Origin of the sequence: Rhodovulum sp. YNF3179 (genome assembly GCF_050586465.1) — a bacterium.
Classification (GTDB): Bacteria; Pseudomonadota; Alphaproteobacteria; order Rhodobacterales; family Rhodobacteraceae; genus CAJXYS01.
In genome coordinates this window covers 105,526-130,379 of record NZ_JBOCEG010000007.1, presented here as the reverse complement: position 1 = coordinate 130,379, position 24,854 = coordinate 105,526, and the positions used below count along the sequence as shown (strand labels likewise).

The 24,854-nt window shown below is 69.1% G+C and carries 23 protein-coding genes and 1 tRNA gene; 21 read left to right on the top strand and 3 right to left on the bottom strand.

From position 1 onward, the window contains the following. Window positions 1–38 precede the first annotated feature (38 nt). Entirely contained in the window at window positions 39–788 is a 750-nt protein-coding gene (locus ACQ5SP_RS13655) for a FadR/GntR family transcriptional regulator (RefSeq protein WP_430938945.1), read from the bottom strand. A gap of 134 nt (window positions 789–922) precedes the next feature. Here ACQ5SP_RS13655 and ACQ5SP_RS13650 point away from each other — a divergent pair, with 134 nt between their 5' ends. From ACQ5SP_RS13650 to ACQ5SP_RS13580, 15 genes are all read left to right on the top strand, one after another. Further along, complete coding sequence (locus ACQ5SP_RS13650) at window positions 923–1,678, top strand: DUF2182 domain-containing protein (RefSeq protein ID WP_430938944.1); 756 nt, start codon at window positions 923–925, stop codon at window positions 1,676–1,678. A gap of 19 nt (window positions 1,679–1,697) precedes the next feature. Then, window positions 1,698–2,366, top strand: a complete 669-nt coding sequence (locus tag ACQ5SP_RS13645) for a DUF1326 domain-containing protein (RefSeq protein WP_430938943.1) — start codon at window positions 1,698–1,700, stop codon at window positions 2,364–2,366. Then, entirely contained in the window at window positions 2,363–2,878 is a 516-nt protein-coding gene (locus tag ACQ5SP_RS13640; RefSeq protein WP_430938942.1) for a DinB family protein, read from the top strand. Before ACQ5SP_RS13645 ends, ACQ5SP_RS13640 begins: the two co-directional genes overlap by 4 nt. Beyond that, window positions 2,875–3,987 carry a dimethylsulfoniopropionate demethylase gene (locus ACQ5SP_RS13635; protein ID WP_430938941.1) on the top strand — a complete coding sequence of 371 codons (1,113 nt, stop codon included), beginning with the start codon at window positions 2,875–2,877 and terminating at the stop codon, window positions 3,985–3,987. Before ACQ5SP_RS13640 ends, ACQ5SP_RS13635 begins: the two co-directional genes overlap by 4 nt. Window positions 3,988–4,009: 22 nt before the next feature. Continuing rightward, the gene (locus tag ACQ5SP_RS13630) at window positions 4,010–5,005 is read left to right on the top strand and encodes an MDR family oxidoreductase (RefSeq protein WP_430938940.1); all 996 of its coding nucleotides are present in this window, start codon (window positions 4,010–4,012) and stop codon (window positions 5,003–5,005) included. 254 nt (window positions 5,006–5,259) lie between these two features. Further along, window positions 5,260–6,906, top strand: a complete 1,647-nt coding sequence (locus tag ACQ5SP_RS13625) for a BCCT family transporter (RefSeq protein WP_430938939.1) — start codon at window positions 5,260–5,262, stop codon at window positions 6,904–6,906. A 99-nt stretch (window positions 6,907–7,005) separates the two neighbouring features. Next, the gene (locus ACQ5SP_RS13620; RefSeq protein WP_430938938.1) at window positions 7,006–8,235 is read left to right on the top strand and encodes an aminotransferase class V-fold PLP-dependent enzyme; all 1,230 of its coding nucleotides are present in this window, start codon (window positions 7,006–7,008) and stop codon (window positions 8,233–8,235) included. Between the two features lie 50 nt (window positions 8,236–8,285). Next, window positions 8,286–9,716, top strand: coding sequence for a cryptochrome/photolyase family protein (locus ACQ5SP_RS13615; RefSeq protein ID WP_430938937.1), 1,431 nt, complete (start codon window positions 8,286–8,288; stop codon window positions 9,714–9,716). Window positions 9,717–9,775: 59 nt separating this feature from the next. Further along, entirely contained in the window at window positions 9,776–10,987 is a 1,212-nt protein-coding gene (locus ACQ5SP_RS13610; RefSeq protein ID WP_430938936.1) for a class I SAM-dependent methyltransferase, read from the top strand. 11 nt (window positions 10,988–10,998) lie between these two features. Then, a complete protein-coding gene (locus ACQ5SP_RS13605; RefSeq protein WP_430938935.1) occupies window positions 10,999–11,439 on the top strand; it encodes a TrgA family protein in 441 nt (146 codons plus the stop codon). Window positions 11,440–11,447: 8 nt separating this feature from the next. Further along, window positions 11,448–12,590 (top strand): NUDIX domain-containing protein, encoded by a 1,143-nt coding sequence (locus ACQ5SP_RS13600; RefSeq protein WP_430938934.1) that lies wholly within the window; start codon window positions 11,448–11,450, stop codon window positions 12,588–12,590. Between the two features lie 57 nt (window positions 12,591–12,647). Then, window positions 12,648–13,682, top strand: a complete 1,035-nt coding sequence (locus tag ACQ5SP_RS13595) for a cysteine synthase A (RefSeq protein ID WP_430938933.1) — start codon at window positions 12,648–12,650, stop codon at window positions 13,680–13,682. After that, window positions 13,683–16,160, top strand: a complete 2,478-nt coding sequence (locus tag ACQ5SP_RS13590; RefSeq protein WP_430938932.1) for a DUF3772 domain-containing protein — start codon at window positions 13,683–13,685, stop codon at window positions 16,158–16,160. Continuing rightward, window positions 16,157–16,876: an alanyl-tRNA editing protein gene (locus ACQ5SP_RS13585; RefSeq protein ID WP_430938931.1), complete on the top strand. Its 720-nt coding sequence runs from the start codon at window positions 16,157–16,159 to the stop codon at window positions 16,874–16,876. Before ACQ5SP_RS13590 ends, ACQ5SP_RS13585 begins: the two co-directional genes overlap by 4 nt. A 70-nt stretch (window positions 16,877–16,946) precedes the next feature. Then, window positions 16,947–17,036, top strand: a tRNA-Ser gene (locus ACQ5SP_RS13580). Window positions 17,037–17,338: 302 nt separating this feature from the next. On the opposite strand, the gene ACQ5SP_RS13575 is transcribed toward ACQ5SP_RS13580, so the two are convergent. Beyond that, window positions 17,339–17,992 (bottom strand): TetR/AcrR family transcriptional regulator, encoded by a 654-nt coding sequence (locus tag ACQ5SP_RS13575; RefSeq protein WP_430938930.1) that lies wholly within the window; start codon window positions 17,990–17,992, stop codon window positions 17,339–17,341. A 100-nt stretch (window positions 17,993–18,092) separates the two neighbouring features. Here ACQ5SP_RS13575 and ACQ5SP_RS13570 point away from each other — a divergent pair, with 100 nt between their 5' ends. The 4 genes from ACQ5SP_RS13570 to ACQ5SP_RS13555 all read left to right on the top strand — a co-directional run bounded on the left by ACQ5SP_RS13570 (window position 18,093) and on the right by ACQ5SP_RS13555 (window position 21,477). Next, window positions 18,093–18,560, top strand: a complete 468-nt coding sequence (locus tag ACQ5SP_RS13570; protein ID WP_430938929.1) for an ABA4-like family protein — start codon at window positions 18,093–18,095, stop codon at window positions 18,558–18,560. Further along, window positions 18,547–19,365, top strand: coding sequence for a hypothetical protein (locus tag ACQ5SP_RS13565; RefSeq protein ID WP_430938928.1), 819 nt, complete (start codon window positions 18,547–18,549; stop codon window positions 19,363–19,365). Before ACQ5SP_RS13570 ends, ACQ5SP_RS13565 begins: the two co-directional genes overlap by 14 nt. A 510-nt stretch (window positions 19,366–19,875) precedes the next feature. After that, window positions 19,876–20,805, top strand: coding sequence for an META domain-containing protein (locus tag ACQ5SP_RS13560; protein WP_430938927.1), 930 nt, complete (start codon window positions 19,876–19,878; stop codon window positions 20,803–20,805). Between the two features lie 348 nt (window positions 20,806–21,153). Further along, window positions 21,154–21,477 (top strand): hypothetical protein, encoded by a 324-nt coding sequence (locus tag ACQ5SP_RS13555; protein WP_430938926.1) that lies wholly within the window; start codon window positions 21,154–21,156, stop codon window positions 21,475–21,477. A 211-nt stretch (window positions 21,478–21,688) separates the two neighbouring features. On the opposite strand, the gene ACQ5SP_RS13550 is transcribed toward ACQ5SP_RS13555, so the two are convergent. After that, on the bottom strand, window positions 21,689–22,786 hold the full coding sequence (locus tag ACQ5SP_RS13550) for an alanine racemase (protein ID WP_430938925.1): 1,098 nt from the start codon (window positions 22,784–22,786) through the stop codon (window positions 21,689–21,691). Between the two features lie 124 nt (window positions 22,787–22,910). Here ACQ5SP_RS13550 and ACQ5SP_RS13545 point away from each other — a divergent pair, with 124 nt between their 5' ends. Together ACQ5SP_RS13545 and ACQ5SP_RS13540 are read left to right on the top strand one after the other, a co-directional pair. Beyond that, window positions 22,911–24,449: a glutamate synthase-related protein gene (locus ACQ5SP_RS13545; protein WP_430938924.1), complete on the top strand. Its 1,539-nt coding sequence runs from the start codon at window positions 22,911–22,913 to the stop codon at window positions 24,447–24,449. A 144-nt stretch (window positions 24,450–24,593) separates the two neighbouring features. After that, the gene (locus tag ACQ5SP_RS13540; protein WP_430938923.1) at window positions 24,594–24,854 is read left to right on the top strand and encodes a hypothetical protein; all 261 of its coding nucleotides are present in this window, start codon (window positions 24,594–24,596) and stop codon (window positions 24,852–24,854) included.

The window sequence follows — 24,854 nt, the reverse complement described above, 5'->3', positions numbered from 1 at the left end:
CGGCGGGGATATTTGTGCCACTTGGATGGGCAGGGCGCCTAGCCGGCGGGCGCGGCGCCGTGCCGCGTGGCCCGGCGGGCGCGGAGGTCGCGCGCCAGCGCCACCGTGTAGGCCGCGAGATCGGCCAGGGCCATCTCGGCGCGGGACGCCTCGCCGGCCTCGAGCGCATCCGCGATCGCGGTGTGCAGATCGACGATGCGCTGGCGCGAGCGGGCGGTGAAGGTGATCATGTTCATCAGCGGCTGCATGGCTTCGACCGCGCCGGCCAGGTGGTAGGACAGCACCGGGTTGCCGGCCGCGTCCACCAGGGCCCGGTGGAAGGCCACGTCGGAGGCGCAGAAGCTTTCGTCGGAGAGGCCGGGCTGAGCCTGGCGATGGATTTCGGCGCGCATCGCGGCGAGGTGGTCGGCGCCGCGGCGCAGGGCGGCCAGCGGCACGCAGGCCCGTTCCAGCGCGTAGCGCGCCTCGCAGGCGGTGTCGAAATCCACCTCGTTCATCGACAAGAGGAGCGTCGAGGTGGTGATCTGCTGGCCGTAGGCGTCTTCGTAGCGGAGCCGGTTGACGAAGGCGCCCCCGGTCGCGCCGCGCTGGGTGCGGATCAGGTTCTGCGCCGCCAGGCGTTTCAGGGCCTCGCGCACCGTCGGGCGCGAGACCTCGAACTGCTCGGCCAGCTCGGCCTCCGAGGGCAGGCGCTCGTCCACGATCAGCCGGCCGGCGACGATGGCGTCGCGGATCGCGGCGGCGATCTGCGCCGAAAGCTCGCCCTCGGTGTTGAGATCGTAGGTCACGGGCACGGGCGGAGTCCTCCGGTTCGATTTGTCAGACAATTAAATGTTTGACATTTGGATCATGTAGCAGGATCGTCGCGGCGAAGGCAATCGCGGGAGGATCGCGGGTGATTGCGGCGTGGCGGATCAGGCGGATGACGGGGGCGCACTGGCTGACGTTCTACGGACTCGTGCTGGGGGCCTGGGCGGTGCTCTACGCGATGCAGCTGCCCGCCGATCTGCGCGCGGCCGCCGATCTTTACGGCGCCGCGTTCTGGGCCGCGCTCTGCACCGTCGAACCCGGTCTCGCCGGCTATCCCGGCGTCTTCGCGATGTGGGCGCTGATGTCGGCGGCGATGATGGCGCCGACGGCGCTGCCGGCGCTGGCCACCTACGAGGATCTCGCCGAGACCGGCGCGGGCACGGGGCGCGGTTTCATGGAATTGCTGGCCGGCTACCTCGCCGTCTGGCTCGGCTTCTCGGGCCTGGCCGCCGGCGCGCAGGTCGCGCTCTCGGGCGCGGGGCTGGTCACCCCCCTGGGCGAGAGCGCCTCGCCCGTGCTGTCGGCCGCGCTGCTGGCCGGGGCCGGGGCCTACCAGTTCTCGGCCCTCAAGGATGCCTGCCTGTCGAAATGCCGCCAGCCGCTGACCTTCTTCATGGAGCATTGGCGCGGGACGCGCTGGAACGCCCTGGGCATGGGCCTCCGGCTGGGCGCGGTCTGCCTCGGCTGCTGCTGGGCGCTGATGGCGCTGGCCTTCGTCGGCGGCACGATGAGCCTGGCCTGGATGGGGCTCGCGACCCTGGTGATGGTGCTCGAGAAACTGCCCGAGATCGGCCGGCCGGTGACCCGGCCGCTCGGCGCCGTTCTGCTGGCCGCCGCGGCGGCCGTTCTGGTGACCGGTCTGGCATGACCGAAAGGGAGGAGACAGGATGACGGAGACATTGGAGAAAACCGCCCCCGCGGCGGAGGCGGCCGCGGCCGGGCCCGAGCCCTGGGCCATCAAGGGCGAGCTGATCCTGAACTGCAACTGCACGGTGTTCTGCCCCTGCGTGGTCAGCCTCGGCCAGCACCCGCCGACCGAGGGCTATTGCCAGGCCTGGGCGGGCGTCCGGATCGACACGGGCCATTACGGCGAGACCGATCTCTCGGGGCTGAACGTGGGCCTGCTGCTGGAGATCCCCGGGCTGATGGCGCGCGGGAACTGGAAGGCCGCGGCCTATATCGACGATCGCGCCAGCCCCGCGGCCCATGACGCGCTGGTCAAGATCTTCTCGGGCCAGGCCCGGGGCACCACGGGGCTCTTCTCGGTGCTGGTGAGCGAGTTTCTCGGCGCCGAAAGCGCGCCAGTGGTCTTCGAGACCGAGGGCAAGGCGCGCCGCCTGATGGTCGGCAAGAAGATCAAGGGCGAGGTGGTGCCGGTGGCGGGCGCGGCGCCGGACGAGGATATCGTGGTGACCAACACCAAGTACTGGATGGGCCCCGACATCACCGTGGCCACCGCCACCCAGGGACGTGTGCGCGCCTTCGGGCGCGTCTGGGACTTCGACGGCCGGTCGGCCGAGATCTGCCAGATCGACTGGCACGGTCCGGGCAAATGATCGTCACGCCGGGGTATTGCGCGCTGATGGCGCGCTACAATACCTGGCAGAACCGGAGCCTCGTGGCGGCGGCCGGGACGCTGGACGCGCCGGCGCGCGCGGCCGACCGCGGTGCCTTCTTCGGCTCGATCCGGGGAACGCTCAGCCACCTGCTCTGGGCGGACCTGCTGTGGATGTCGCGCTTCGACGGCGGCCCGCGGCCCGCGGGCGGCATCGCGGAGAGCGCGGATCTTTTCCCCGACTGGGACGCCTTGACGCGCGAGCGCGCGGCCACGGACCGGCGCATCCTGGGATGGGCGGACCGGCTCGGGCCGGAGGCGCTGGAGGGCGTGCTGACATGGCGCTCGGGCGCGCTGGGGCGCGAGGTGTCCCGGCCGGTCGGGCTCTGCGTGGCGCATTTCTTCAATCACCAGACCCATCACAGGGGCCAGGTGCACGCGATGCTGACGGCGGCGGGCGCGGCGCCCGCCGACACGGATCTTTTCATCATGCCTGAAGGAATCGGGACATGACGGCACCTATTCTCGCCACCTCGCGCCGCCTGCGCCGGACGCCTTTCTCGGCGGGCGTCGAGCGCGCCGGGGTCAAGGCCTACACGATCTACAATCACATGCTGCTGCCCTGCGTCTTCGACAGCATGGAAGCCGATTATCACCACCTGAAGCGCCACGTGCAGGTCTGGGACGTGGCCTGCGAGCGCCAGGTGGAACTGCGCGGCCCGGATGCCGGGCGACTGATGCAGATGCTGACCCCGCGCGACCTGCGGGGCATGCTGCCCGGCCAGTGCTACTACGTGCCCATCGTCGACGAGACCGGCGGGATGCTGAACGACCCGGTGGCGGTGAAACTGGCCGAGGACCGGTTCTGGATTTCCATCGCCGACAGCGACCTGCTCTACTGGGTCAAGGCGGTGGCCCATGGCTGGCGGCTGGACGTGCTGGTGGACGAGCCCGACGTCTCGCCGCTGGCGGTCCAGGGCCCCAAGGCCGACGCGCTGATGGCGCGGGTCTTCGGCGCGGGGGTGACGACCCTGCGCTTCTTCCGATTCGGCTGGTTCGATTTCCAGGGTCGCGACATGCTGATCGCGCGCTCGGGCTATTCGCGGCAGGGCGGCTTCGAGATCTATCTCGAGGGCGGCGACATGGGCATGGCGCTCTGGGAGGCGCTGATGGCCGCGGGCGCGGATCTCGAGGTGCGCGCGGGCTGTCCGAACCTGATCGAACGGATCGAGGGCGGGCTGCTGTCCTACGGCAACGACATGACCCGCGAGAACACGCCGCACGAATGTGGTCTCGGGCGGTTCTGCAACACCCATTCGGCGATCGGCTGCATCGGACGCGACGCGCTGTTGCGCGTGGCGCAGGAGGGGCCGGTGCGCCAGATCCGGTCGATGGCGATCGAGGGCGGGCCGGTTCCCCCCTGCGAGGATCTCTGGCCGGTGATGGCCGGAAGCGAGCGGGTCGGCCGGATCAGCTCGGCCGTCTGGTCGCCCGATTTCCAGACGAACGTCGCGATCGGCATGGTCCGGATGACCCACTGGACACCGGGAACGGAACTGACGGTCGAGGCGCCCGACGGGGCGCGGCGGGCCGTCGTGCGCGGCGAATTTTTCATCCAGTAGCCAGGAGCGAAGGAGAAAGCGAATGACATTCAAGGCACTGCTCGTCGAGAAGGACGAGGACGGAAAGACCCGTGCGGGCGTCCAGGACATCGCCGAGGATCGGCTGCCCGAGGGCGACGTCACGGTCGCGGTCGAGTATTCCACGCTGAACTACAAGGACGGGCTCTGCATCGGGCCGGGCGGCGGGCTCGTGAGAGAGTATCCGCATGTGCCGGGGATCGATTTCGCCGGAACCGTCGAGGACAGCGCCGACGACCGCTACAAGCCGGGCGACAAGGTGGTGCTGACCGGATGGCGCGTGGGCGAGATCCATTGGGGCGGCTATGCCCAGAAGGCCCGGGTGAAGGCCGACTGGCTGGTGCCGCTGCCCGAGGGGCTGACGACGCGCCGGGCCATGGCCGTGGGGACGGCGGGCTTTACCGCGATGCTGGCGATCATGGCGCTGGAAGATCACGGCCTTGCGCCGGGGCAGGGGCCGGTGCTGGTCACCGGCGCCGCGGGCGGGGTCGGGTCGGTCGCCACGGCGACGCTGGCCGCGCTGGGCTACGAGGTCGCGGCGGTGACCGGGCGCCCGGAACAGGCCGACTACCTGACCGATCTCGGCGCGACGCAGATCGTGCCGCGCGACGAGCTGACGGAAGTGACCCGGAAACCGCTCGAACGCGAAACCTGGGCGGGCGCCATCGACGCGGTGGCCGGCGCGATGCTGGGCCGCGTGCTCAAGCAGATGATGTACGGCAAGTCGGTCGCGGCCATCGGGCTGGCCGGCGGGCCGGCGATCGAGGGCGCGCTGATCACGCCGTTCATCCTGCGGGGCGTCAACCTGCTGGGCATCGACAGCGTGATGCGCCCCTACGAGGATCGCCTGCGGGCCTGGACGCGTATCGGGTCCGACCTGCCCATGGACAAGCTCGAGGCGATGGTCCAGCCCGCGACGCTGTCGGATCTGCCGGCGCTCGGCAAGGATATCCTTAAGGGCCAGGTGAAGGGCCGGGTCGTGGTCGACGTCAACGCCTGACCCAGGTTTTCAAGTGTTTCACGGCCCGCCCGCAGCCCGGTCGGGCCGTTTTTCTTTGCCCGGGGGGTTGCCCCCGGGGCCGCAAGTCGTGCTATCCGGATGAAAACGCGCCATGCTGTCGCTTTTCGGCACCGATACTTCGGTATGGGATCGTATGGTCGAAAAACTATAGCCGATGGTTTATGGTTAACGGGGTTTCACGGTCGCGACGGCCCGTGTGACACGAGAAACAGAAAATATCAGGGGAGACAGACATGACGGATACATCGGGCCAGGGCATACCCGAGCCGGAAGGTGCCGCCGATCTGATCGACACGGATTACGAGATCGGACAGGACAACATCACGACGAAGATCGGCCCCTTCGGGCTGGACATCCACAACCCGGTCTTCGTGATCTCCGGGGTCGTGGTGATCCTCTTCGTCGCCTACGCGCTGATCGCGCCGACGCACGCCTCCGACTTCTTCGGCTGGCTGCGCCCGGCGCTGACAAGCACCTTTGACTGGTTCTTCCTTCTCGCGGCAAACGTCTTCGTGTTGTTCTGCCTGTTCCTGATCGTCAGCCCCTGGGGTTCGGTCCGGCTGGGCGGGGCGGAGGCCACGCCGGATTACGGCTACCCGGGCTGGTTCGCGATGCTGTTCGCGGCCGGCATGGGCATCGGGCTGATGTTCTTCGGGGTGCTGGAACCGGCCTATTACTTCGGCACGCCCTGGGGCGATGCGCCGCTTGGCACGGTACGTCCCTTCACCGAGGACGGCGCGCTGATCGCGGGCAATGTCGAGGAAGCCCGGCGCATGGCGCTGGCGGCCACGTCCTATCACTGGGCGCTGCATCCCTGGGCGATCTACGCCGTTGTCGCGCTGGCGCTGGCCCTGTTCAGCTACAACAAGGGCCTGCCGCTTTCGATCCGCTCGGCCTTCTACCCGATCCTCGGCGAACGTGTCTGGGGCTGGTGGGGTCACATCATCGACACGCTGGCGGTGTTCGCCACGCTCTTCGGCCTGGCGACGTCGCTCGGCATCGGGGCGCAGCAGGCCAATGCCGGTCTGAACTACGTCTACGGTATCCCGAGCAACACCACCGTGCAGGTTCTGCTGATCATCGGCATCACCGCGATCGCGCTGGTCTCGGTGCTGCGCGGCCTCGACGGCGGGGTGAAGCTCCTGTCCGAGATCAACATGGTCGTCGCGGCGCTGCTGCTGGTCTTCGTGCTCTTCGCCGCGGGCGCCGGCACCATCCTGTCGGAATTCGTCGCCGGCCTGGGGGCCTACGCGCAGGAGGTCGTGCCGCTGTCGAACCCGTTCGGCCGCGAGGACACGGGCTACATGCAGGGCTGGACGGCCTTCTACTGGGCCTGGTGGATCAGCTGGTCGCCCTTCGTGGGGATGTTCATCGCCCGCGTCAGCCGCGGCCGCACCGTGCGCGAGTTCATCACCTGCGTGCTGATCATCCCGAGCCTCGTCTGCATCCTGTGGATGGCGGTCTTCGGCGGATCGGCCATCAGCGACATGATCGCCAATCCCGAGACCTCGGCGGTCAAGGCCAACGTCATCGACAGCTACGCGCCCGAGCTTTCGCTCTTCGCGATGCTCGAAAGCCTGCCGCTGACGGCGATCACCTCGACCATCGGGATCATCCTGGTGATCGTGTTCTTCGTCACCTCGTCGGACTCCGGCAGCCTCGTGATCGACACGATCACCGCGGGCGGCAAGATCGACGCGCCGGTGCCGCAGCGGGTGTTCTGGTGCACCTTCGAGGGGCTTGTCGCCATCGCGCTGCTGATCGGCGGGGGGCTGACGGCGTTGCAGGCCATGGTGATCTCTACCGGTCTGCCCTTCACGGTCATCCTGCTGCTGATCTGCTGGGCGATCCTGCAGGGGCTGCGCGCCGAGAAACGCTGACAGGTCTTGCCCGGCCTTCGGGCCGCAGGTAGCACTACGACAGAGGGCCCCGGAGCCGATCCCGGGGCCCTTTTCATGCCCGACAGGAGGCCACGCCGCATGACCGCAGAGCTCGACACCGATTTCGTCCGCGCGCAGTTCCCCGCCTTTTCCGAACCGGCGCTCGCCGGGCAGGCCTTCTTCGAGAATGCCGGCGGGTCCTATGCCTCGGGCTTCGTGATCGATCGGCTGACGCGCTTTTACCGCGAACGCAAGGTGCAGCCCTACGGCCCCTACGCGGCCGCGCAGCTGGCCGGCGCGGAGATGGACGAGGCCCGCCGGCGGCTCGCGGCGATTCTCGGGGTCGAGACCGACGAGCTGTCCTTCGGCCCGTCCACGACCCAGAACACCTACGTGCTGGCGCAGGCCTTCCGGCAATGGATGGCGCCGGGCGACGCCATCGTGGTGACCGACCAGGATCACGAGGCCAACACCGGCCCCTGGCGGCGGCTCGCCGGGGAGGGCGTCGAGATTCGCGAGTGGAAGATCGACCCGCGGACCGGGCATCTCGACCCGGCCGGGCTGGCCGCGCTGCTGGACGACCGGGTGCGGCTGGTCTGCTTCCCGCATTGTTCCAACGTGGTGGCCGAGATCAACCCGGTCGCCGAGATCACCCGCATGGCCCATGACGCGGGGGCCGTGGTCTGCGTCGACGGCGTCAGCTACGCCCCGCACGGTCTGCCGGATGTCGGTGCGCTCGGCGCGGATATCTACCTGTTCTCGGCCTACAAGACCTATGGCCCGCACCAGGGGCTGATGGTGATCCGCCGGGCGCTCGGCGAGACGCTGCCGAACCAGGCGCATTTCTTCAACGCGGACACGCTCTACAAGCGGTTCACGCCGGCCGGTCCCGACCATGCCCAGGTGGCGGCCTGCGCCGGCATCGCGGATTACATCGACGCGCTTTACGATCACCATTTCGACGCACCCGCGGAGCCCGCCGCCCGTGGCCGCGCCGTCCATGACCTGATGCGCGCCCACGAGGCGCGGCTCCTCCAGCCGCTGCTGGACCGGCTCGCCGACCGGAACGACCTGCGGCTGCTCGGCCCGCGGCAGGCCGCGGGGCGCGCGCCCACGGTGGCGCTGGCGCTTGACATGCCCGGGGAGATGGCGGCCGAGCGCCTGGCCGCGCAGGGCATCATGGCCGGCGGCGGCGATTTCTACGCGGTCCGGGCGCTGGCGGCGCAAGGCGTCGATCCCGATCACGGGGTCCTGCGCCTGAGCTTCGTCCATTACACGAGCGCCGACGAGATCGCGCGCCTGATCGCCGCGCTGGACGACCTGTTGTGATCCGGGACGTCCCGGCCCCCGTAAACACCTGAAAAGGGCAAGGGGCAGGCATGGCAGAGCACTCACCGATCCTTCTGTGGTTCCGGCGCGATTTCCGACTGGGCGATCACCCGGCGCTGGCCGCGGCCGCCGAGACCGGCCGGCCGGTCATCCCCGTCTTCATCCATGACGAGGTGGTCGAGACCCACGGCGCGGCGCCGAAATGGCGGCTCGGCCTGGCGGTGGAGAGATTCGCGGAAACGCTGGCGGGGCTAGGCAGCCGGCTGGTGCTGCGCCGGGGGCCCGCGCGCGCGACCCTCGAGCAACTGGTCGAGGAAACCGGCGCCACCGCGATCTGGTGGTCGCGCGGCTATGACCCCGACGCCATTGCCCGCGACAGCGACGTCAAGGCGGCGCTCAAGGCCCGCGGTCTCGATGCGCGCAGCTTTCCCGGCCACCTGCTGTTCGAACCCTGGACGGTCGAGACCAAGCAGGGCGGTTATTACCGTGTCTACACGCCCTTCTGGCGCGCCGTGAAGGATCGCGACCTGGGCCCGGCCCCGGCACCGGTCCGCGCGGTGACCGCGCCGGCCGCCTGGCCGGCCAGCGACCGGCTTGCCGACTGGCGGATGGGCGCCGGGATGAACCGCGGCGCGGCGGTGGTGGCCGATCATGTCTGCGTGGGCGAAGACGCGGCGCTGGGGCGGCTCGGCGCCTTCATCGCCCATCATGCCGACGGCTACCGCGACCGGCGCGATTACCCGGCGGAACCGGCGACCTCGAAGCTCTCGGAAAACCTCACCTATGGCGAGATTTCGCCGCGCACGGTCTGGCAGGCGGGCCTGCGCGCGCATCACGAGGGGGCGCGGGGCGCAGAGCACTTCGTCAAGGAGCTGGTCTGGCGCGAGTTCGCCTACCACCTCGTCTACCATTCGCCGGAGATCACCACCCGCAACTGGCGGGCCGAGTGGGATGCCTTCCCCTGGTCGGAGTCGGAGGACGACGCGGTCCTCCGCTGGAAGCAGGGGCGCACGGGCGTGGCGCTCGTCGATGCGGCGATGCGCGAGATGTATGTCACCGGTCACATGCACAACCGTTGCCGGATGCTGGTGGGCTCCTACCTGACCAAGCACATGCTGACCCACTGGAAGATCGGCCAGCGCTGTTTCGAGGACTGCCTGATCGACTGGGACCCGGCCTCCAACGCGATGGGCTGGCAGTGGGTGGCCGGCTCGGGACCCGACGCCGCACCCTATTTCCGGATCTTCAATCCCGACACCCAGGCCCGGAAATTCGACGCCGACGGCGCCTATATCCGCCGCTTCCTCGCCGAGGCGACGGCAACCCCGGGACCGGAGGCACGGGCCTTTTTCGACGCGATCCCGCGCAGCTGGGGCCTTGCGCCGGACATGGATCCGCCAACGCCTGTCGTGCCGCTCGATGCCGGGCGCAAACGGGCGCTGGCGGCCTACCAGAACCGCGACCTCTCGGCGCGCGATTGAATTGCCGTCTTGATATGGCCGGCCCGATCGGTCTTACTTCCGAAAAACCGGGGAGAAACATGACGATACTGACCAGCACCAAGGGCCAGAAGGATCTGCCCCGCTACTTCGCGCCGGTTTTCGCGATCGCCCAGCAGATGGATAACGGCCGGCTCGATATCCGGCTGCCCGACGGCCGCGTGTTCCGGGCCGAGGGCGGCAAGCCCGGCCCGGTGGCAGAGGTAAGCGTGCATGACCCGGACGTTTTCGCGCGGCTGATCCGCGAGGGCGACATGGGCTTTTCCGACGCCTATCTCGAAGGGTGGTGGTCGACCCCGGACCTGCAATCCTTTATGGATCTCGTGCTCAACAGCAACGACAACCTCTTCGACGGCTATCCCGGCATGGGGCTCGTGCGCGCCTTCGAGCGCATCCGCCACCTGCTGCGGGCCAATACCCGGCGCCAGGCAAGGAAGAACATCTCCTACCACTACGATCTGGGCAATGCCTTCTACGAAAAGTGGCTCGACGAGACGATGACCTATTCCTCCGCGCTCTTCGAGACCGGGCAGGAGGATCTTCCGCGCGCGCAGATCCAGAAATACGCGGCGCTGGTGGACCGGCTCGACGTGAAGCCGGGCGACCACGTGCTCGAGATCGGCTGCGGCTGGGGCGGTTTCGCCGAATACGCGGCCGGCCAGCGGGGGCTGCGCGTGACCGGTCTGACCATCTCGCGCGAGCAGCATGATTACGCGGTGGACCGCATCCGCCGCGCCGGGCTCGAGGACAAGGTGGAGATCGTGCTGCGCGATTACCGCGACGAACGCGGCCAGTATGACGCCGTGGCCTCGATCGAGATGTTCGAGGCGGTGGGCGAGAAATACTGGCCGGTCTTCTTCGACGCGCTCCGCGAGCGGCTGAAACCGGGGGCCAAGGCGACGCTGCAGATTATCACCCTGTCCGAGCACCGCTTTGAGACCTACCGAAAAGGTGTTGATTTCATTCAGAAATATATCTTTCCGGGTGGCATGGTTCCCAGCCGGACCGCCCTGCAGGATCAGGTCTCGCGCGCCGGGCTGGCCTGGACCGGGTCGCACGAGTTCGGGCAGAGCTACTCGCAGACCCTGCGCCGCTGGCACGAGACTTTCAACGACGAGTGGGACAGCATCTGCCGGCTCGGCTTCGACGATCGTTTCCGGCGGATGTGGAACTACTACCTCACCTCTTGCGCCGCGGCCTTCCGCGTTGGAAACTGTGACGTGACGCAGGTCACCGTGACCCGCCCCGCCTGAGGAGGCGTGTTTTGCCCACAGCGCCGAAACTGGTCGCAGCGCTTCTCTTTGCCGCCCTCGGCTGGGCGGCGGGCCGGGCGCTGGTCCCGGCGCTGCCCGAGGGCATGAGCGCCGGCAATCTGCCGATCGCGGCCATCGCGCTCGGTTTCTTCGCGGGCTGGTTCGTCGTCGGGCCGGGGGCCGGGCGCGGCTGGCAGTTCGGCGCCGCGGCCGGGCTGCGCGGCGCGGCGGCGATCTTTCTCTGGGCGCTGATCCTGGTCTCGATCCTGAGGATGCTGGAGCGCTCCATGCGCCGGATGTATGACGACCCCATGCAGGCGATCCTCGGCGTCTTCGCACTGATCGTGGAATATGGCGCGATTGCAATGACCTGGCCGGTGATCATCATCCTCGTTCTCGGCGGTATCTGCGCCGGTCTCATCGTGGAAACGGCGGGACGGCACTGGAAGTGACGGCCGAGATGCATCTTCGGCGGGTGTTTCTCTACGGCACCTTGCGCGATCATGCGCTGCTGGCCGCCGTGCTGGGCCGTCCGGCAGACCCCGGCGACCTGGCGGAGGCGGCGCTGCCCGACCATGCCGCGCATCGCGTGGTGCCGGGCGCCTATCCGGTGATCCGGCCCGAGCCCGGCGCGGTGGCGCCGGGGCTGCTGCTGTCGGGGCTGACCGCCGAAGAGGTCGGGCGGCTTTCCTATTACGAGGGCGCCTTCGGCTACGGGACCGAGCCCATCGAGGTCGTCTCGGGCGGGACGTCGGTTCGGGCGCTGGTGTTCTGGCCCGACGGGCGCCACCTGCATACGGACGGGCACTGGGACCTGGCGCGCTGGCAGGACGAGGATCGCGGCCTCGCCGCCGAGGCCGCCCGCGAGGTGATGAGCGAGATGGGCCACCGCCCGGCGGAAACGGTCGGTGCGCGCTATGCCCAGATCGAGGCCCGGGCCCAGAGCCGCCTGGCCGCCCGGGCCGAGGCGCCGCCGGCGGAGATCCGCGCCGGGCTGGGCGCGGAGGCGGTCACGCTCGAGTCCCGGCGGCGGCCCTATGCCGGCTTTTTCAACGTCGAGGAATACGAGCTCGACCTGCCGGCCTTCGGCGGCGGCCGGCTGCGGCCGAACACGCGCTCGGTTTTCGTCGCGGCCGATGCCGTCACGGTTCTGCCCTACGACCCGCGGCGCGACACGGTGCTCCTGCTGGAACAGTTCCGCCCCGGTCCCTATGGCCGCGGCGATCCCTGTCCCTGGACCCTGGAACCCGTCGCCGGGCGCCGTGATCCCGGCGAAAGCGTGGCCGAGACCGCGCGCCGGGAGACCCGCGAGGAGGCGGGTATCGAGATCGGCGCCCTGCATCATATCGGGTCGTATTACCCCTCGCCGGGCTGCATCACCGAGTTCCTGGTATCCTACGTCGCCGAGGCCGCGCTGCCCGACAGCGCCGAAGGCGTGCACGGCCTCGCCACCGAGGGCGAGAATATCCGCACGCGGATCGTGGCGTTCGACAGGCTCATGCAGGCGGTGCGCACGGGCGAGGCCGGGACCGGGCCGCTGCTGCTGTCGGCCTACTGGCTCTCGCTCAATCGTGACCGTCTGCGGCGGGCAGGGGGCGCTTGAGTTCCACCGCACCCGGTCCTATCAAGGGGCTGGAACGCCGCGAAGAAGGACCACTCGATGACCGTCTACAAGGACCTGCCCGACGCGGTCGGCAATACGCCCCTGATCCGCCTGCGCAAGGCGTCGGAGCGCACCGGTTGCGAGATTCTCGGCAAGGCGGAGTTCCTGAATCCGGGCCAGTCGGTGAAGGATCGCGCGGCATTGTCGATCATCCGTGACGCGATGGCGCGCGGCCAGCTGGAACCCGGCGGCACCATCGTCGAGGGCACGGCCGGCAATACCGGGATCGGCCTGGCGCTGGTCGGCAACGCCATGGGCTTTCGCACGGTGATCGTGATCCCCGAGACCCAGAGCCAGGAAAAGAAGGACGCGATCCGCCTGGCGGGGGCGGAGCTGGTGCAGGTTCCCGCGGCCCCCTACAAGAACCCGAACAACTACGTGCGCTATTCCGGCCGGTTGGCCGAGGAACTGGCCAGGACCGAGCCACATGGCGCGATCTGGGCCAACCAGTTCGACAACGTGGCCAACCGCCAGGCGCATGTCGACACGACCGCGCCCGAGATCTGGGCGCAGACCGACGGCGGGGTCGACGGCTTCATCTGCGCGGTGGGCTCCGGCGGCACGCTGGCCGGCGTCGCCGAGGGGCTGCGGGCGCGCTCGGGCGACGTGAAGATCGGCCTCGCGGATCCCGACGGCGCGGCGCTCTACAGCTATTACACCACCGGCGAATTCAAGTCCGAGGGTAACTCGATCACCGAGGGGATCGGGCAGGGCCGGGTGACCGCCAACCTCGAGGGTTTCCGCCCCGACTGGGCCTGGAACATCCATGATTCCGAGGCTTTGCCGATCGTCTTTGATCTCGTGCGCGAAGAGGGGCTGGTGCTGGGCGGCTCTTCCGGCATCAACATCGCCGGCGCGATCCGCATGGCCGAGGAGATGGGGCCGGGCCACACCATCGTCACCATCCTCTGCGACTACGGCAACCGCTACCAGTCCAAGCTCTTCAACCCGGCCTTCCTCAGGGAAAAGGGGCTGCCGGTGCCGGACTGGCTGGCATCCGGGCCGCGTCCGCTGCCCTCGGTGTTCGCCTAGATGGCCCGCGCGCTGCCCTCCCTGCCGCGGCTCCTGAGCGGCCTGGCTTGCCTGGCGCTGGCGCTGTTCCTGGTGCTCGGCGCCGTGCCGACGGCCGTCGAGGCCCAGGCGCCCGATAGCGGGCAAACCGCCGAAGTCCAGCCGCCCGATTACGAGGCGTGGCAACGGCTGGCCACACGTGCCGAGGAGGTCGTCGCCGCCGAGCGCGCCTCCACCGAGGCCTTCGGGCAGCTGCGCGCACAACTGGCCGAGTGGCGCGGCCGCTTCCAGACCGAGCAGACCCGCCACACGGCGCGCATCGCGACGCTGGAGGCGCAGATCGAGGCGCTCGGCCCGGAACCGGAGGGAGACGCCGCCGAGTCCGAAGAGATCGCCGCCCGCCGCGCCGAGCTGAACGAGCAGCTCGCCCAGGCGCGCGCGCCGGTCCTCGCGGCCGAGGAAGCCTATAGCCGCGCCGACGGGCTTATCCGCGAGATCGACACGATCGTCCGCGAACGCCAGACCGACCAGTTGCTGCGGCTCGGTCCGTCGCCGCTGAACCCGGCGAGCTGGCCCGCGGCCATCGGCGCGCTGGAGAAGGCCACCGTAGGACTGGTCGAGGGCATCGTCGAGAACTGGGCCAACGATGCGCTCGCGGCCCAGAGGTGGCAGAACCTGCCGGTGATCGTGGCCCTTCTGGGCGCGGGGCTGGTGTTGCTCCTGCGCGGGCGGCGCTGGTTCCACCGCGCAAGCGCCCGCATCGTCCCCCAGGGAAGCACGTCCTTTCACCGCGAGCTGCGCTGGCTGCTGACCTCGCTGTCGCGGGTCGTGCTGCCGATGCTCGGCCTGCTGGCGCTGACCACGGCGCTCGAGGTCAGCCAGCTGATCGGCGTCAAGGCGGAATGGCTGCCGGACACGCTGCTCAAGATGGGGCTGGGCTTTTTCGGCGCCCAGTGGCTGGGCTGGGTGATCTTCAGCACGGAAAAATCCGCGCCGCGGCTCATGTATCTCGACGAGGCCCAGGCCGCGCTGGGACACCGCATCGCAACGGCGCTCGGCGTGCTGCTCGCGCTGGCGATCCTGTTAAGCGCGCTGCTCGGCCAGCCTGGCGTCGCGGACGGCGCCCTGCTGGTGTTCGGCTTCCCGGTCATCGTGGTGATGGGGGTGATGCTGTACCGGCTCGGGAGACTCCTCGTGGCCGAGGGGCACGCCGCCGCGGATGTCGACGAGGGCGGGCTCTTCCGGCAACGCGCCGTGACGATCCTGGGCCGGGCGCTGCTGGGCGTCGGCGTGCTCGGCCCGGTTCTGGCCGGGATCGGCTATTTCAACGCCGGGGGCTTCTTCGTCTTTCCCTCGGTGATGACGGTCGGGCTGGTCGCCGCGCTGGTCATCCTAAACCGCTTCCTCGTGAACCTCTATGCCATCGCGCTGCGCGCGGACGAGGAGACCGGCATCGCCGATGCGCTCGTGCCGGTGCTGATCGGCTTCGCGCTGACGCTCCTGTCGCTGCCGCTGCTGGCGCTCTTCTGGGGCGCGCGCACCACCGATCTGCTGGAAATCTGGGCCGTGATGCGCGACGGGTTCTCGATCGGCAACACCAAGATCTCGGTGCAGGATATCCTGACCTTCGTGGTCGTCTTCGTGATCGGCTACATGGTGACCCGGCTGATCCAGGGGGCGCTGCGCGGCTCCGTGCTGCCCAAGACCCGGATGGACACCGGCGCGCGCGAGGCCATCGTCACCGGCACCGGCTATCTGGGGATCGTGCTGGCGGCGCTGATCGCCATCACCACCGCCGGCATCGACCTATCGAGCCTGGCCATCGTCGCCGGTGCGCTGTCGGTCGGCATCGGTTTCGGGCTTCAGACCATCGTGTCGAACTTCGTCTCCGGGATCATCCTGCTGATCGAGCGGCCCATCAAGAAGGGCGACTGGATCGAGGTTGGCGGGATCCACGGCAACGTGCGCGACATCTCGGTGCGCTCGACCCGGATCGAGACCTTCGACCGGTCGGACGTGATCCTGCCCAATGCCGACCTGATCGCCGGGCGGGTGACGAACTATACCCATGCCAACCTGGCCGGACGGCTGATCGTGCCGGTGGGCGTGGCCTACGGCACGGATACCCGAAAGGTCGAGAAGATCCTCAAGGGGGTGGCCGAGAACCACCCGATGGTGATCATGAACCCGCCGCCCTACGTGCTCTTCCGCGGCTTCGGGGCGGATTCGCTCGATTTCGAGATCCGGGCGATCCTGCGCGACGTGAACTGGGTGTTGAACGTGCATTCCGATCTCAACCACGAGATCGCGCAGCGCTTCGCCGAGGAGGGGATCGAGATTCCCTTCGCTCAGCGCGATGTCTGGCTGCGCAATCCCGAGTCGCTCCGCACCGCGCCGGGCGCGGCGTCGGGGGCGCCCCCCGAGGATCATCCCGAACCCGCCCTCGAGACGCCGCCGGAGCCGGAGGACGGCGGCGATGCCACAGGAGGTGAAACGTGACAGAGGCCCTTTTCCGCGACGATCCCTACCTGCGTGAGGCCCCGGGCCGCGTGACGGGGCTGACCGACGAGGGCGGCGTGGTGCTGGACGCGACGATCTTCTACCCGACCGGCGGCGGGCAGCCGGGCGACTCGGGCCGTCTGGTCTGGGAGGGCGGCGAGATCGCCATCGCCACGACCGTGAAGGGCGCGGGCGACGCCATCGTGCTGGTGCCGGGCGAGCCCGCCGCGCTGCCCCCGGTCGGGACCGAGCTGCGCCAGGTGCTGGACTGGGACCGGCGTCACCGCCACATGCGTATCCACACGGCGCTGCACCTGCTGTCGGTCGTGATCCCGCTGCCCGTGACCGGGGGCGCGATCTCGGCCGAGAAGGGGCGGCTGGATTTCGACATGCCCGAGGCGCCCGGCGACAAGGCCGCGCTGGAGGCCGAGCTGAACGCGCTTGCCGCGCGTGACCTTGCCGTGACCGAGGACTGGATCACCGAGGACGCGCTGGCGGCCAATCCGGGCCTTGTGAAGACGATGTCGGTCAAGCCGCCCGCCGGCGCGGGCCGCGTCAGGCTGATCCGTATCGGCACGGCGGACGCGCAGGTCGACCTTCAGCCCTGCGGCGGCACCCATGTGCGCAGCACTGGCGAGATCGGCCCCCTGGCGCTTGGCAAGATCGAGAAGAAGGGCAAGCAGAACCGCCGCGTCAGCCTGCGTCTCGCCGACTGAAACACGGCGGCGATTCAACTGCGTCGGGTCCCTTGATTTCCCCGAAACCCGACCTTATACCGCGCGTCACGGAGAGGTGGCCGAGTGGTCGAAGGCGCACGCCTGGAACGCGTGTAGGCGGGAAACCGTCTCCAGGGTTCGAATCCCTGTCTCTCCGCCACTCGCCCCCTTGATGCGCGTTCTCCCGATCCGGCTGCGGCCGGATAAATCCGCTATTCTCGAGGGTTATGCGGGTGGGGCTGCGCACCGGTCGCGGCCGGTTGATCATTGCGGCGGGGCGGGACTGTCCACGGGATTTCTTCTATCGTTTGTTCCCGCATGACGGACGATGGAAAAGCCTTCGCCTTGCGTGCGCGCCCAGCACCGGTCCCGGCGCGGCGGCAAGCTGAACGGCCAGTGGCGATGGTGCGGCCGCGATCCTGCCGCTGAGAATGTGCAGGACCGGCGGTCTGGACGCGGTCATCACAGTTTTGCGCCGCCGCGCCCCTCGAAAGGCGGCGGCATCGTTTCCAGCTCCGCTTCGCGGTAGGCGAAGTCGGGCAGCAGACCGTCCATGTCGAACAGCGGCGTTCCATCGTCGTCGCGCGGGATCTGCCCCTCGATCAGCAGCATCGCGTAGCCGTGCACCAGGCTCCACAGCATCCATTCGGTCCGCCACGGGCTGCCGGGCGCGTCGGCCTTGTCCCAGTCGAGCCCGTGTGCAACGCTGCGCAACACGGTGTAGCTGTCCCGGGACGCGCGTTTCAGGTCGGGGTCGTCGGCATTGCAGAGCGTGCTGGAGAACATGAGCTTGAAGACCTCGGGATGCGCCAGCGCGAAGCGCAGATAGCCGTTGCAGGCGGCGTGCAGCCGGGCCTTGCCCGGCGGCTGGTCCTCGACCCCGCGCCGCATCTCGGCCGCGTGCCTTTCGAACCCGACCGTCGCGATCGCCGTGAGCAGGCCGCGCAATCCGTCGAAATGGTTCTTCGGCGCCGTGTGACTGACCCCGACCCGGGCCGCGATCGAGCGCAGCGAGACCGCTTCCAGCCCCTTTTCCTCGAGTTCAGCCAGGCCGGCCTCTACAAGCGCTGCCTTCAGATCGCCGTGGTGATACTTTTTTCTGTTTTCTTTCAGCATGATGGTGTCTCCATGTTTCCAATGTAAATTTTTTCGCTGGACTCTGCAAGGCGTCGGGCCCAATAAATGACCAGTGGAAACTTCCATTGGAGATATTGCGATGACGCCCGAGCTTCTCTTCTCGCATGTCGGTACCGCCGCGATGGCCGGGTGGGCGCTGCTCATCCTCGGCCCGCGCCGCTTCGCCTGGTTCAACGCGATCCCGCTCTGGGTCATCCCGGCCGGACTCTCGGCGGTCTATGCCGCGCTGATCTTCAGCCGCTTCTCCGGCATGGGCGGCGGTTTCGACAGCCTCGACAATGTCGCGATCCTCATGTCGGACCGCTGGGCGCTGCTCGCGGGCTGGGTGCATTACCTGGCCTTCGATCTCTTTGTCGGCGCCGTCATGGCCGTGCGGATGGATCGCGCCGGGGTCGGCCGCCTCGTGCAGGCGCCGATCCTGCTGTCCACCTTCATGCTGGGCCCGCTCGGCTTCCTGATCGCGGCGCTGGTCGAGCTTGGCCTGCGGGCCGCCATGATCCCCACGCAAACCCGTTCCCTGAAAGGCCAGGCCCATGTCGCTGCTTGATCTCAACCCGCCTGCCGCCAGCATCGCGAAACCGTCGCAATTCCAGACGCTGACGGTCGTCTCCCTCGTCCTGTTCGCGCTCACGGTGCTCTGGAGCTTCGTCGATGCCCGTACCATCGACGCCGTTCCGGTCTGGATGAAGCCGCTGAAGTTCGCGCTGAGTTTCGCCGTGCTGTTCGGCACCATCGCGCTGATCGAGTCGCGCCTGTCCGAGAGGGTTCGCGCCGGCTGGCCCTTGCGCGTCCTGGGCTGGGTGATGGCGGCCGCCTTCCTGTCGGAGATGGCCTACATGATGTACCAGGCCGGCCGGGCCGAGCCGTCGCATTTCAATGTGTCCACGCCGTTCCACCGGATGATGTACGAAGTCGTGATGGCCGCGGGCGCGGTGTCGCTGGTCGCCGCGACGGCGGTGATCGGCTGGGTGGTGAAGCGCGACGAGGCCGCCGATCTGAGCCCCGCCCTGCGCGAGGCGATCTGGCTGGGCTTCCTGCTGACCTTCGTGCTGACGATGATCGCCGCGGGCTATCTCAGCTTCATCGGCGGGCACCATGTCGGGGTGCATCCCGACGGTGCGCCGACGCTGCCGCTCTTCGGCTGGTCCGGCGTGACGGGCGACCTGCGGCCGGCGCATTTCGCATCGCTCCACGCGATGCAGGTCCTGCCTATGGTCGCGCTGTGGCTTGATCGTGGCGACAGGGTCGGATCGGTCCGCACCGTGCGCCACGCGGCCCTCGGCTATGTGGCCCTGACCGTCGCGGTCTTCGTGCAGGCGTTGCTCGGCATGCCGCTCATCCCGCTGGGGTGAGCAGGACGCCTTGGACCGCCCTGCGGTCCGGTGAACGGGCCGAAACCGGACAAGGCCGCGTCACCTCTCCGGGGTGCGCGGCACGGGGCTCCGGTCTCGCGAGGCCCGGATGCGTTGTTCCCGAAGCGCCGTCGAGTCCGGTCGTGGCCGCGCGGCGGGCGTTTCTGACCGGGGCAGGCCCGCCGGCTGTCCGCCGGTCGCCGGGTGCAGCCGGGGATTTCAGGCGCGGGCCGCGCATGCGGTGCCGCAGGGGAAACGCCTGCCGGGTCGGATCAATTCCCCAAACGCATATTCTCGCCCTTTGCCTTGGAAACGATCCGAGAAACACTCTGCCGGCAGGGGGCGGTGCAGGGTTTGAGTCTACTTGCGAGATCAACGCCTTGCACTTGCATTTCCCGGGAGTGGAGGGGTGAACCAGTGCGTTTGCGGCAGAATGTCGGCGGCAGAACCAAAGCCGGGGCGCGCCGGCGCGTGACCTGCCGTGGTGGTGCGGTCCTCGCCGGTCTTTTCATGGCCCTGACGCCGGCCGGCGTGGCGGCCGCCGAGTGGCAGGTGGTGGCACTGAACGATGCCGCGCCCGTCGCGGTGCCGTCCGTGCAGTTCTCGACCGGGGGCGGCTTCTCGGGAACCACGGGGTGCAACAGGTTCCAGGGCAGCGCGCGGCTGGAGGAGGGGGGCCTCGTCATCGACGGCCCGGTCGCCACCACGCGGATGGCCTGTCCCGGCGAGGCCATGACCCTGCAGGACGATACGATCATCGCGTTCTTCAGCGGGCGCGTCGCCGTCGCCTTCGACCCGCTGCGGGATGTGCTTCGCTTGACGAAGGGGGATGTCGCGCTCGACCTTGCACGTGCCGTCGGCGCGGACGCCGCCCTGCCGGACCTGCCGGAAACCCATGCCGGCCGCGAGGCCCCGACCGGCACGCCCCCCTACCTAAGCCCGTTCGGACTGTCCGGGGACATGCCGATCCTTGCCGCACCGGATGCCGGATCTGCGGTTCTGGGCAGTGCCCTCCCGGGCCAGGTGCTTCGGAACGACGGGTGCGAGGATGCGTGGTGTCGCGTCGCCACGCTCGACGGCAGCGTCAGCGGCTGGGGCGCGCGCGAACATCTCGAGGCCGCGGATTCCGCGCTGCGGGCCGGGCAGGGCGTCTTCGACGCGGTGGGGCCGGTTCCCTGTGCCGCGGGGGTCGGCGCGCCGATGACCCACTGCGCGATGGGCGTGGCCCGTGACGGCGACGGCTCCGCGACGGTGGTGATCACCAAGCCTGACGGGGTCCCGCGCGCCCTGTTCTTCACGGACGGGGCCTTCGTGAGTTCCGACACGAGCCAGGCCGGCGGCGGCTTCGAGAATTCGGCCACCCGCGAGGGTGACCTGACGCGCATCCGCGTCGACGACGAGCGCTACGAGATACCCGATGCCGTCATATTCGGTGGCTGAGCGTCGACACAACGTCCTGGAGGATCCCGAGCCGATGACTGCGAAAGCCCCGTCGCCATCACGCGCCCTCCTGCCGCGGCCGCACGCCGCCGCGGCGCCGGCACCGGTCCGAAGGGCATCGAGGCCGCGATCACCGCGTGCCGCGTGCGTCGGCGGGCGGCAGCCTTGCCATCCGGACGGGTCGCGGAGCCTTCGGGCGTCGTCATCGCGGATGTATCGCGGTCACCTCTGGCAATCCGCCGGTCACGGGATCCGAGTGATCGACAGGGGGCAGCGGGCCAGAGGCGTTCAAGATGGTTTTCGGGGTCGAGTAAACCCCTGGGTCAACAAGCAGGAAAGGAAAGACAAATGACCAACGCGATCAAGACCTTGATCGGCACTGCAGCGCTCGTCGCCCTGGCGGGATGCGTCGAGACCGGCGGCGGCACGTCCGGCGGCGGCATGACCGATGACGGCCTGAGCGGCACCGAAGCGCAATTCGATGGCATGAACGCGCGCTGTATCGATCAGGCCGCGCGCTATGCGGGCTATCCCGCGATGGACATCAATATCGTGGAACGCATCCGGACCGGGGGCGGCCCGCTGCTGGTGCTCGATGCAGGAGGCCAGCGTTTGAGCTGCCGCCTGGAGGACGACGGAAGCGTGACCGTCTTCAGCGAGTACGCGAACTAAGCCCGCGGCATCTCGGCCCCATGCAAGGGGGCTCCCGGACCTTCGGGGCGCCATTTCCCGGGGGTGCGGCCACGCCCCTGATCGAACCCTTCGGGCATCGGTCAGGGGCAACGCGCGCCCCCAGGCGCGTGCCCTCTGCGCCGCGGCCCGCCGCGGCTGCCGGCACGCGCGATCCGGCGCTGCCCGCCATTTCCGCCGGATGGCCGGCGGGCTAGCGCGCGCTTCCGAGCTGGGCGCGAACCTCCCAGGCGCCGTCGCGCCCGCGCACCCAGGCCCGGTCGTAGAGATAGGCGGTCGTGCAGGCGTGTTCCGGGACGAGCAGCACGCGGTCGCCGACCGCCAGGCCCGCGGTGCGGAGCACGGCGTGTTCCTCGCTCATCAGGCAGATCTCCCCGTCGACTGGGAAGCGCGTCTTCAGGGGCTTGTCGGGCGCGATGGCCTTCGATCCGGCATCGAGCGTCACGGTGCCGTCATACGCCGATATCACGGTCGACAGGACGAAGGCGGCGGGCTTCCAGGCGAGGTTCCCGAGATCGCGGTCATGCATTGCGCTCGAATAGGTCCAGCTGCCGGGTGACACGAACCGGGCCCCCTCGGCGGGCCAGAGATCGAAGGTATAGCTCCCGCCCGCGACCAGATCACCGGATATCCCGAACGCGGCGAGGCGGGCGTCGAGCCCGCGCACGGCCTCGGCTTCGGCCGCGACCCTTGCGCGCCGCTCCGCGAGGCTGCCATGGACATGGCCGTCGTAAAGATGCCAGCCAAGGAACCGGCGCATCTCGTGAAGCCCGCGCGCAAGGTCGACGGCCACCTCCGTCATCGGCGCGCCCGTTCGGCCGAACGCCGGGTCGAGATCGACGCGCATCAGGATATTGTGCGGTGCCGTGTCCAGCTGTGTTCGCCAGACCCCCAGCCCATGCTCGGAGTCGACCATCCCGACGAAGGTGGTCCCCGGATTGGCCGCGGCGCAGCGGATGAACCGCGCGACATTGGCCGGGTTGACCGTCGGATAGGCCAGCGTGACGTTTTTCGCGCCGCATCGCGCCACCATTTCCACCTCGGCGACCGTCGCGGTCTTGAAGGTCTCGATCCCCGCCCGGCGCAGGGCCGCGACCACCCATGGCGCGCGGTGCGTCTTGACATGGGGCATCAGCCGGGCCGGACCGCCGCAAGCCACGAGCGTTTTCTCGAGATTGGCCATGACCGCATCCTCGTGGATGACGAAGGCCGGCGTCTCCACCTCGCCCGGCGGGCAGTCCGCATCGCGCGCCAGGATCGGGTTGGCGTGGGGTTCGTCATGGTCGCGCATCGGGCGTTCCTTTCGATCTCGGACCGGTCGCGGTCCCGGGGGGCGTCGGGCACGGGGGCTTTCCCCGGACCCGCTATGCCATAGGTTGGGGGCAGACCCGAAACGCAAAAGACGAGAGTACAGGATGACCGACGCCCCGATCATTGCCGCCAAGTCGCCCGAGTCCGTCGAGCTCGAAGCAGGCGAGACCTACAGCTGGTGCCGCTGCGGGCGGTCCTCCAACCAGCCGTTCTGTGACGGGTCCCACGCCGGCACGGGTATCGAGCCGCTGACCTTCAAGGCCGACAAGACCGGGAAGGCCGCGCTGTGCCGGTGCAAGGCGACGCGGAACCCGCCCTATTGCGACGGCACCCATGCGACGCTTGGCGACCGCGCCGCCGGGGACGAGGTGCTGCAGGACGGGTCGGATGCCGACGCGGCCCCGGGTGCGAAACCGACGCCCGAAGAACCCACCGTCGCCCGCATTCACGCGCTTGCCCGTGACGGCCTGTCCAAGCTGGGCCATCATGGCGAGGTGGCGGCCATGGGCGTGCCGCGAAAGGATCTGCCGCATTGGGACGATATCCAGATCCTGCCCGCGCAGGTGGCGCGCAAGCCGCTGCCCGACGATCATGACGTCCGGACCGAGACGGTGATCGGACCGCGGGCGCGCCGGCCGCTGCATCTCGATATCCCGCTCTTCGTCTCCGACATGAGCCTCGGCGCGCTCTCCGAGGAAGCCAAGATCGCGCTCGCGCGCGGTGCCGAGAAGGCCGGCACGGGCATCTGCTCGGGCGAGGGCGGCATGCTTCCCGAAGAGCAGGCGGAGAACAGCCGCTATTTCTACGAGCTGGCCTCCGGGCGTTTCGGATGGACGCCGGAGCTGGCGGAGAAGGTGCAGGCCTTCCACTTCAAGGGCGGGCAGGGCGCCAAGACCGGAACCGGCGGGCATCTGCCCGGCGACAAGGTGACGGGCCGCGTGGCCGAGGTGCGCGGCGCCACGCCGGGCGAAACCTCGATCTCGCCGAGCACCTTCCCGGACCTCGAGACCGCGGCGGATTTCCGGAAGCTGGCCGACGAGGTGCGCGAACGCTCCGGCGGTATCCCGATCGGGTTCAAGCTCTCTGCCAATCACATCGAGGACGACATCGACTTCGCGCTTGCCGCCGGGGCCGACTACATCATCCTCGACGGGCGCGGCGGCGGCACCGGCGCGGCGCCGCTCATCTTCCGGGACCATATTTCCGTGCCGACCATTCCCGCGCTCGCCCGGGCGCGGCGCCACCTGGACCGGACCGCGGGCCGCGAGGTGACGCTGGTGGTCACCGGCGGGCTGCGCGTGGCCGAGGATTTCACCAAGGCGCTGGCCCTGGGCGCGGACGCCGTCGCCGTTTCGAACGCGGCCATTCAGGCGGTCGGATGCGTGGCGGCGCGGATGTGCCACACGAACAACTGCCCGGCCGGGATCGCCACGCAGAAGCCCGAGCTGCGCGCGCGTCTGGACGTCGCGGCCGGCGCGGCGCGGCTGGCGCGGTATTTCGAGGCGTCCGTGGCGCTGATGAAAGTGCTGTCGCGGGCCTGCGGCCATTCCGAGCTGTCGGCCTTCACGGCGCGCGACATCACCACCTGGAAACGCGAAATGGCGGAGCTGAGCGGCCTGCGCTTCGCGGGGGTCGGCGCGTAACGGGCGCCCCGGGGGACAAAGCAGGCCAGCCTGCGGGCAAAACCGTGCTATGGTGATCGCGCCGCTTCCATCCGGAGGTCGGCCTCGGGGCCGGCCGGCCCCAGCGGGGGGATAGGAATGTTTGCCAGGATAACACGATACAAGATGAAGCCCGAAAGCCGCGACGCGGCGACGGAGCTGCTGAATTCGCTGCGCGACCAGATCATGGGCATGCCTGGCATGCATAACTTCGTCAACGTCATGAACGCCGACGGCAGTGGCTGCGTCATCTCGGTCGTCGAGAGCGAGGAAAGCTCGGACGCCAACGCGGAACGGGTGGCCGCGCTCTGGAGCCACTTCTCCGAGTATCTCGAAGCGCCGCCCGAGGCCGAGGGCTACGACGTCATCGCCAACTGGTCCAACTGA

Excerpts from the sequence above, each read along its gene's own strand:
- ACQ5SP_RS13575 (WP_430938930.1), bottom strand. The coding sequence starts at position 17,992 with ATGCTGAAAGAAAACAGAAAAAAGTATCACCACGGCGATCTGAAGGCA.
- ACQ5SP_RS13545 (WP_430938924.1), top strand. The coding sequence starts at position 22,911 with ATGACCGACGCCCCGATCATTGCCGCCAAGTCGCCCGAGTCCGTCGAG.
- ACQ5SP_RS13645 (WP_430938943.1), top strand. The coding sequence starts at position 1,698 with ATGACGGAGACATTGGAGAAAACCGCCCCCGCGGCGGAGGCGGCCGCG.
- ACQ5SP_RS13555 (WP_430938926.1), top strand. The coding sequence starts at position 21,154 with ATGACCAACGCGATCAAGACCTTGATCGGCACTGCAGCGCTCGTCGCC.
- ACQ5SP_RS13625 (WP_430938939.1), top strand. The coding sequence starts at position 5,260 with ATGACGGATACATCGGGCCAGGGCATACCCGAGCCGGAAGGTGCCGCC.
- ACQ5SP_RS13595 (WP_430938933.1), top strand. The coding sequence starts at position 12,648 with ATGACCGTCTACAAGGACCTGCCCGACGCGGTCGGCAATACGCCCCTG.
- ACQ5SP_RS13565 (WP_430938928.1), top strand. The coding sequence starts at position 18,547 with ATGTCGCTGCTTGATCTCAACCCGCCTGCCGCCAGCATCGCGAAACCG.
- ACQ5SP_RS13590 (WP_430938932.1), top strand. The coding sequence starts at position 13,683 with ATGGCCCGCGCGCTGCCCTCCCTGCCGCGGCTCCTGAGCGGCCTGGCT.
- ACQ5SP_RS13620 (WP_430938938.1), top strand. The coding sequence starts at position 7,006 with ATGACCGCAGAGCTCGACACCGATTTCGTCCGCGCGCAGTTCCCCGCC.
- ACQ5SP_RS13635 (WP_430938941.1), top strand. The coding sequence starts at position 2,875 with ATGACGGCACCTATTCTCGCCACCTCGCGCCGCCTGCGCCGGACGCCT.
- ACQ5SP_RS13600 (WP_430938934.1), top strand. The coding sequence starts at position 11,448 with ATGCATCTTCGGCGGGTGTTTCTCTACGGCACCTTGCGCGATCATGCG.
- ACQ5SP_RS13640 (WP_430938942.1), top strand. The coding sequence starts at position 2,363 with ATGATCGTCACGCCGGGGTATTGCGCGCTGATGGCGCGCTACAATACC.
- ACQ5SP_RS13540 (WP_430938923.1), top strand. The coding sequence starts at position 24,594 with ATGAAGCCCGAAAGCCGCGACGCGGCGACGGAGCTGCTGAATTCGCTG.
- ACQ5SP_RS13630 (WP_430938940.1), top strand. The coding sequence starts at position 4,010 with ATGACATTCAAGGCACTGCTCGTCGAGAAGGACGAGGACGGAAAGACC.
- ACQ5SP_RS13615 (WP_430938937.1), top strand. The coding sequence starts at position 8,286 with ATGGCAGAGCACTCACCGATCCTTCTGTGGTTCCGGCGCGATTTCCGA.
- ACQ5SP_RS13550 (WP_430938925.1), bottom strand. The coding sequence starts at position 22,786 with ATGCGCGACCATGACGAACCCCACGCCAACCCGATCCTGGCGCGCGAT.
- ACQ5SP_RS13610 (WP_430938936.1), top strand. The coding sequence starts at position 9,776 with ATGACGATACTGACCAGCACCAAGGGCCAGAAGGATCTGCCCCGCTAC.
- ACQ5SP_RS13560 (WP_430938927.1), top strand. The coding sequence starts at position 19,876 with ATGGCCCTGACGCCGGCCGGCGTGGCGGCCGCCGAGTGGCAGGTGGTG.
- ACQ5SP_RS13650 (WP_430938944.1), top strand. The coding sequence starts at position 923 with ATGACGGGGGCGCACTGGCTGACGTTCTACGGACTCGTGCTGGGGGCC.
- ACQ5SP_RS13570 (WP_430938929.1), top strand. The coding sequence starts at position 18,093 with ATGACGCCCGAGCTTCTCTTCTCGCATGTCGGTACCGCCGCGATGGCC.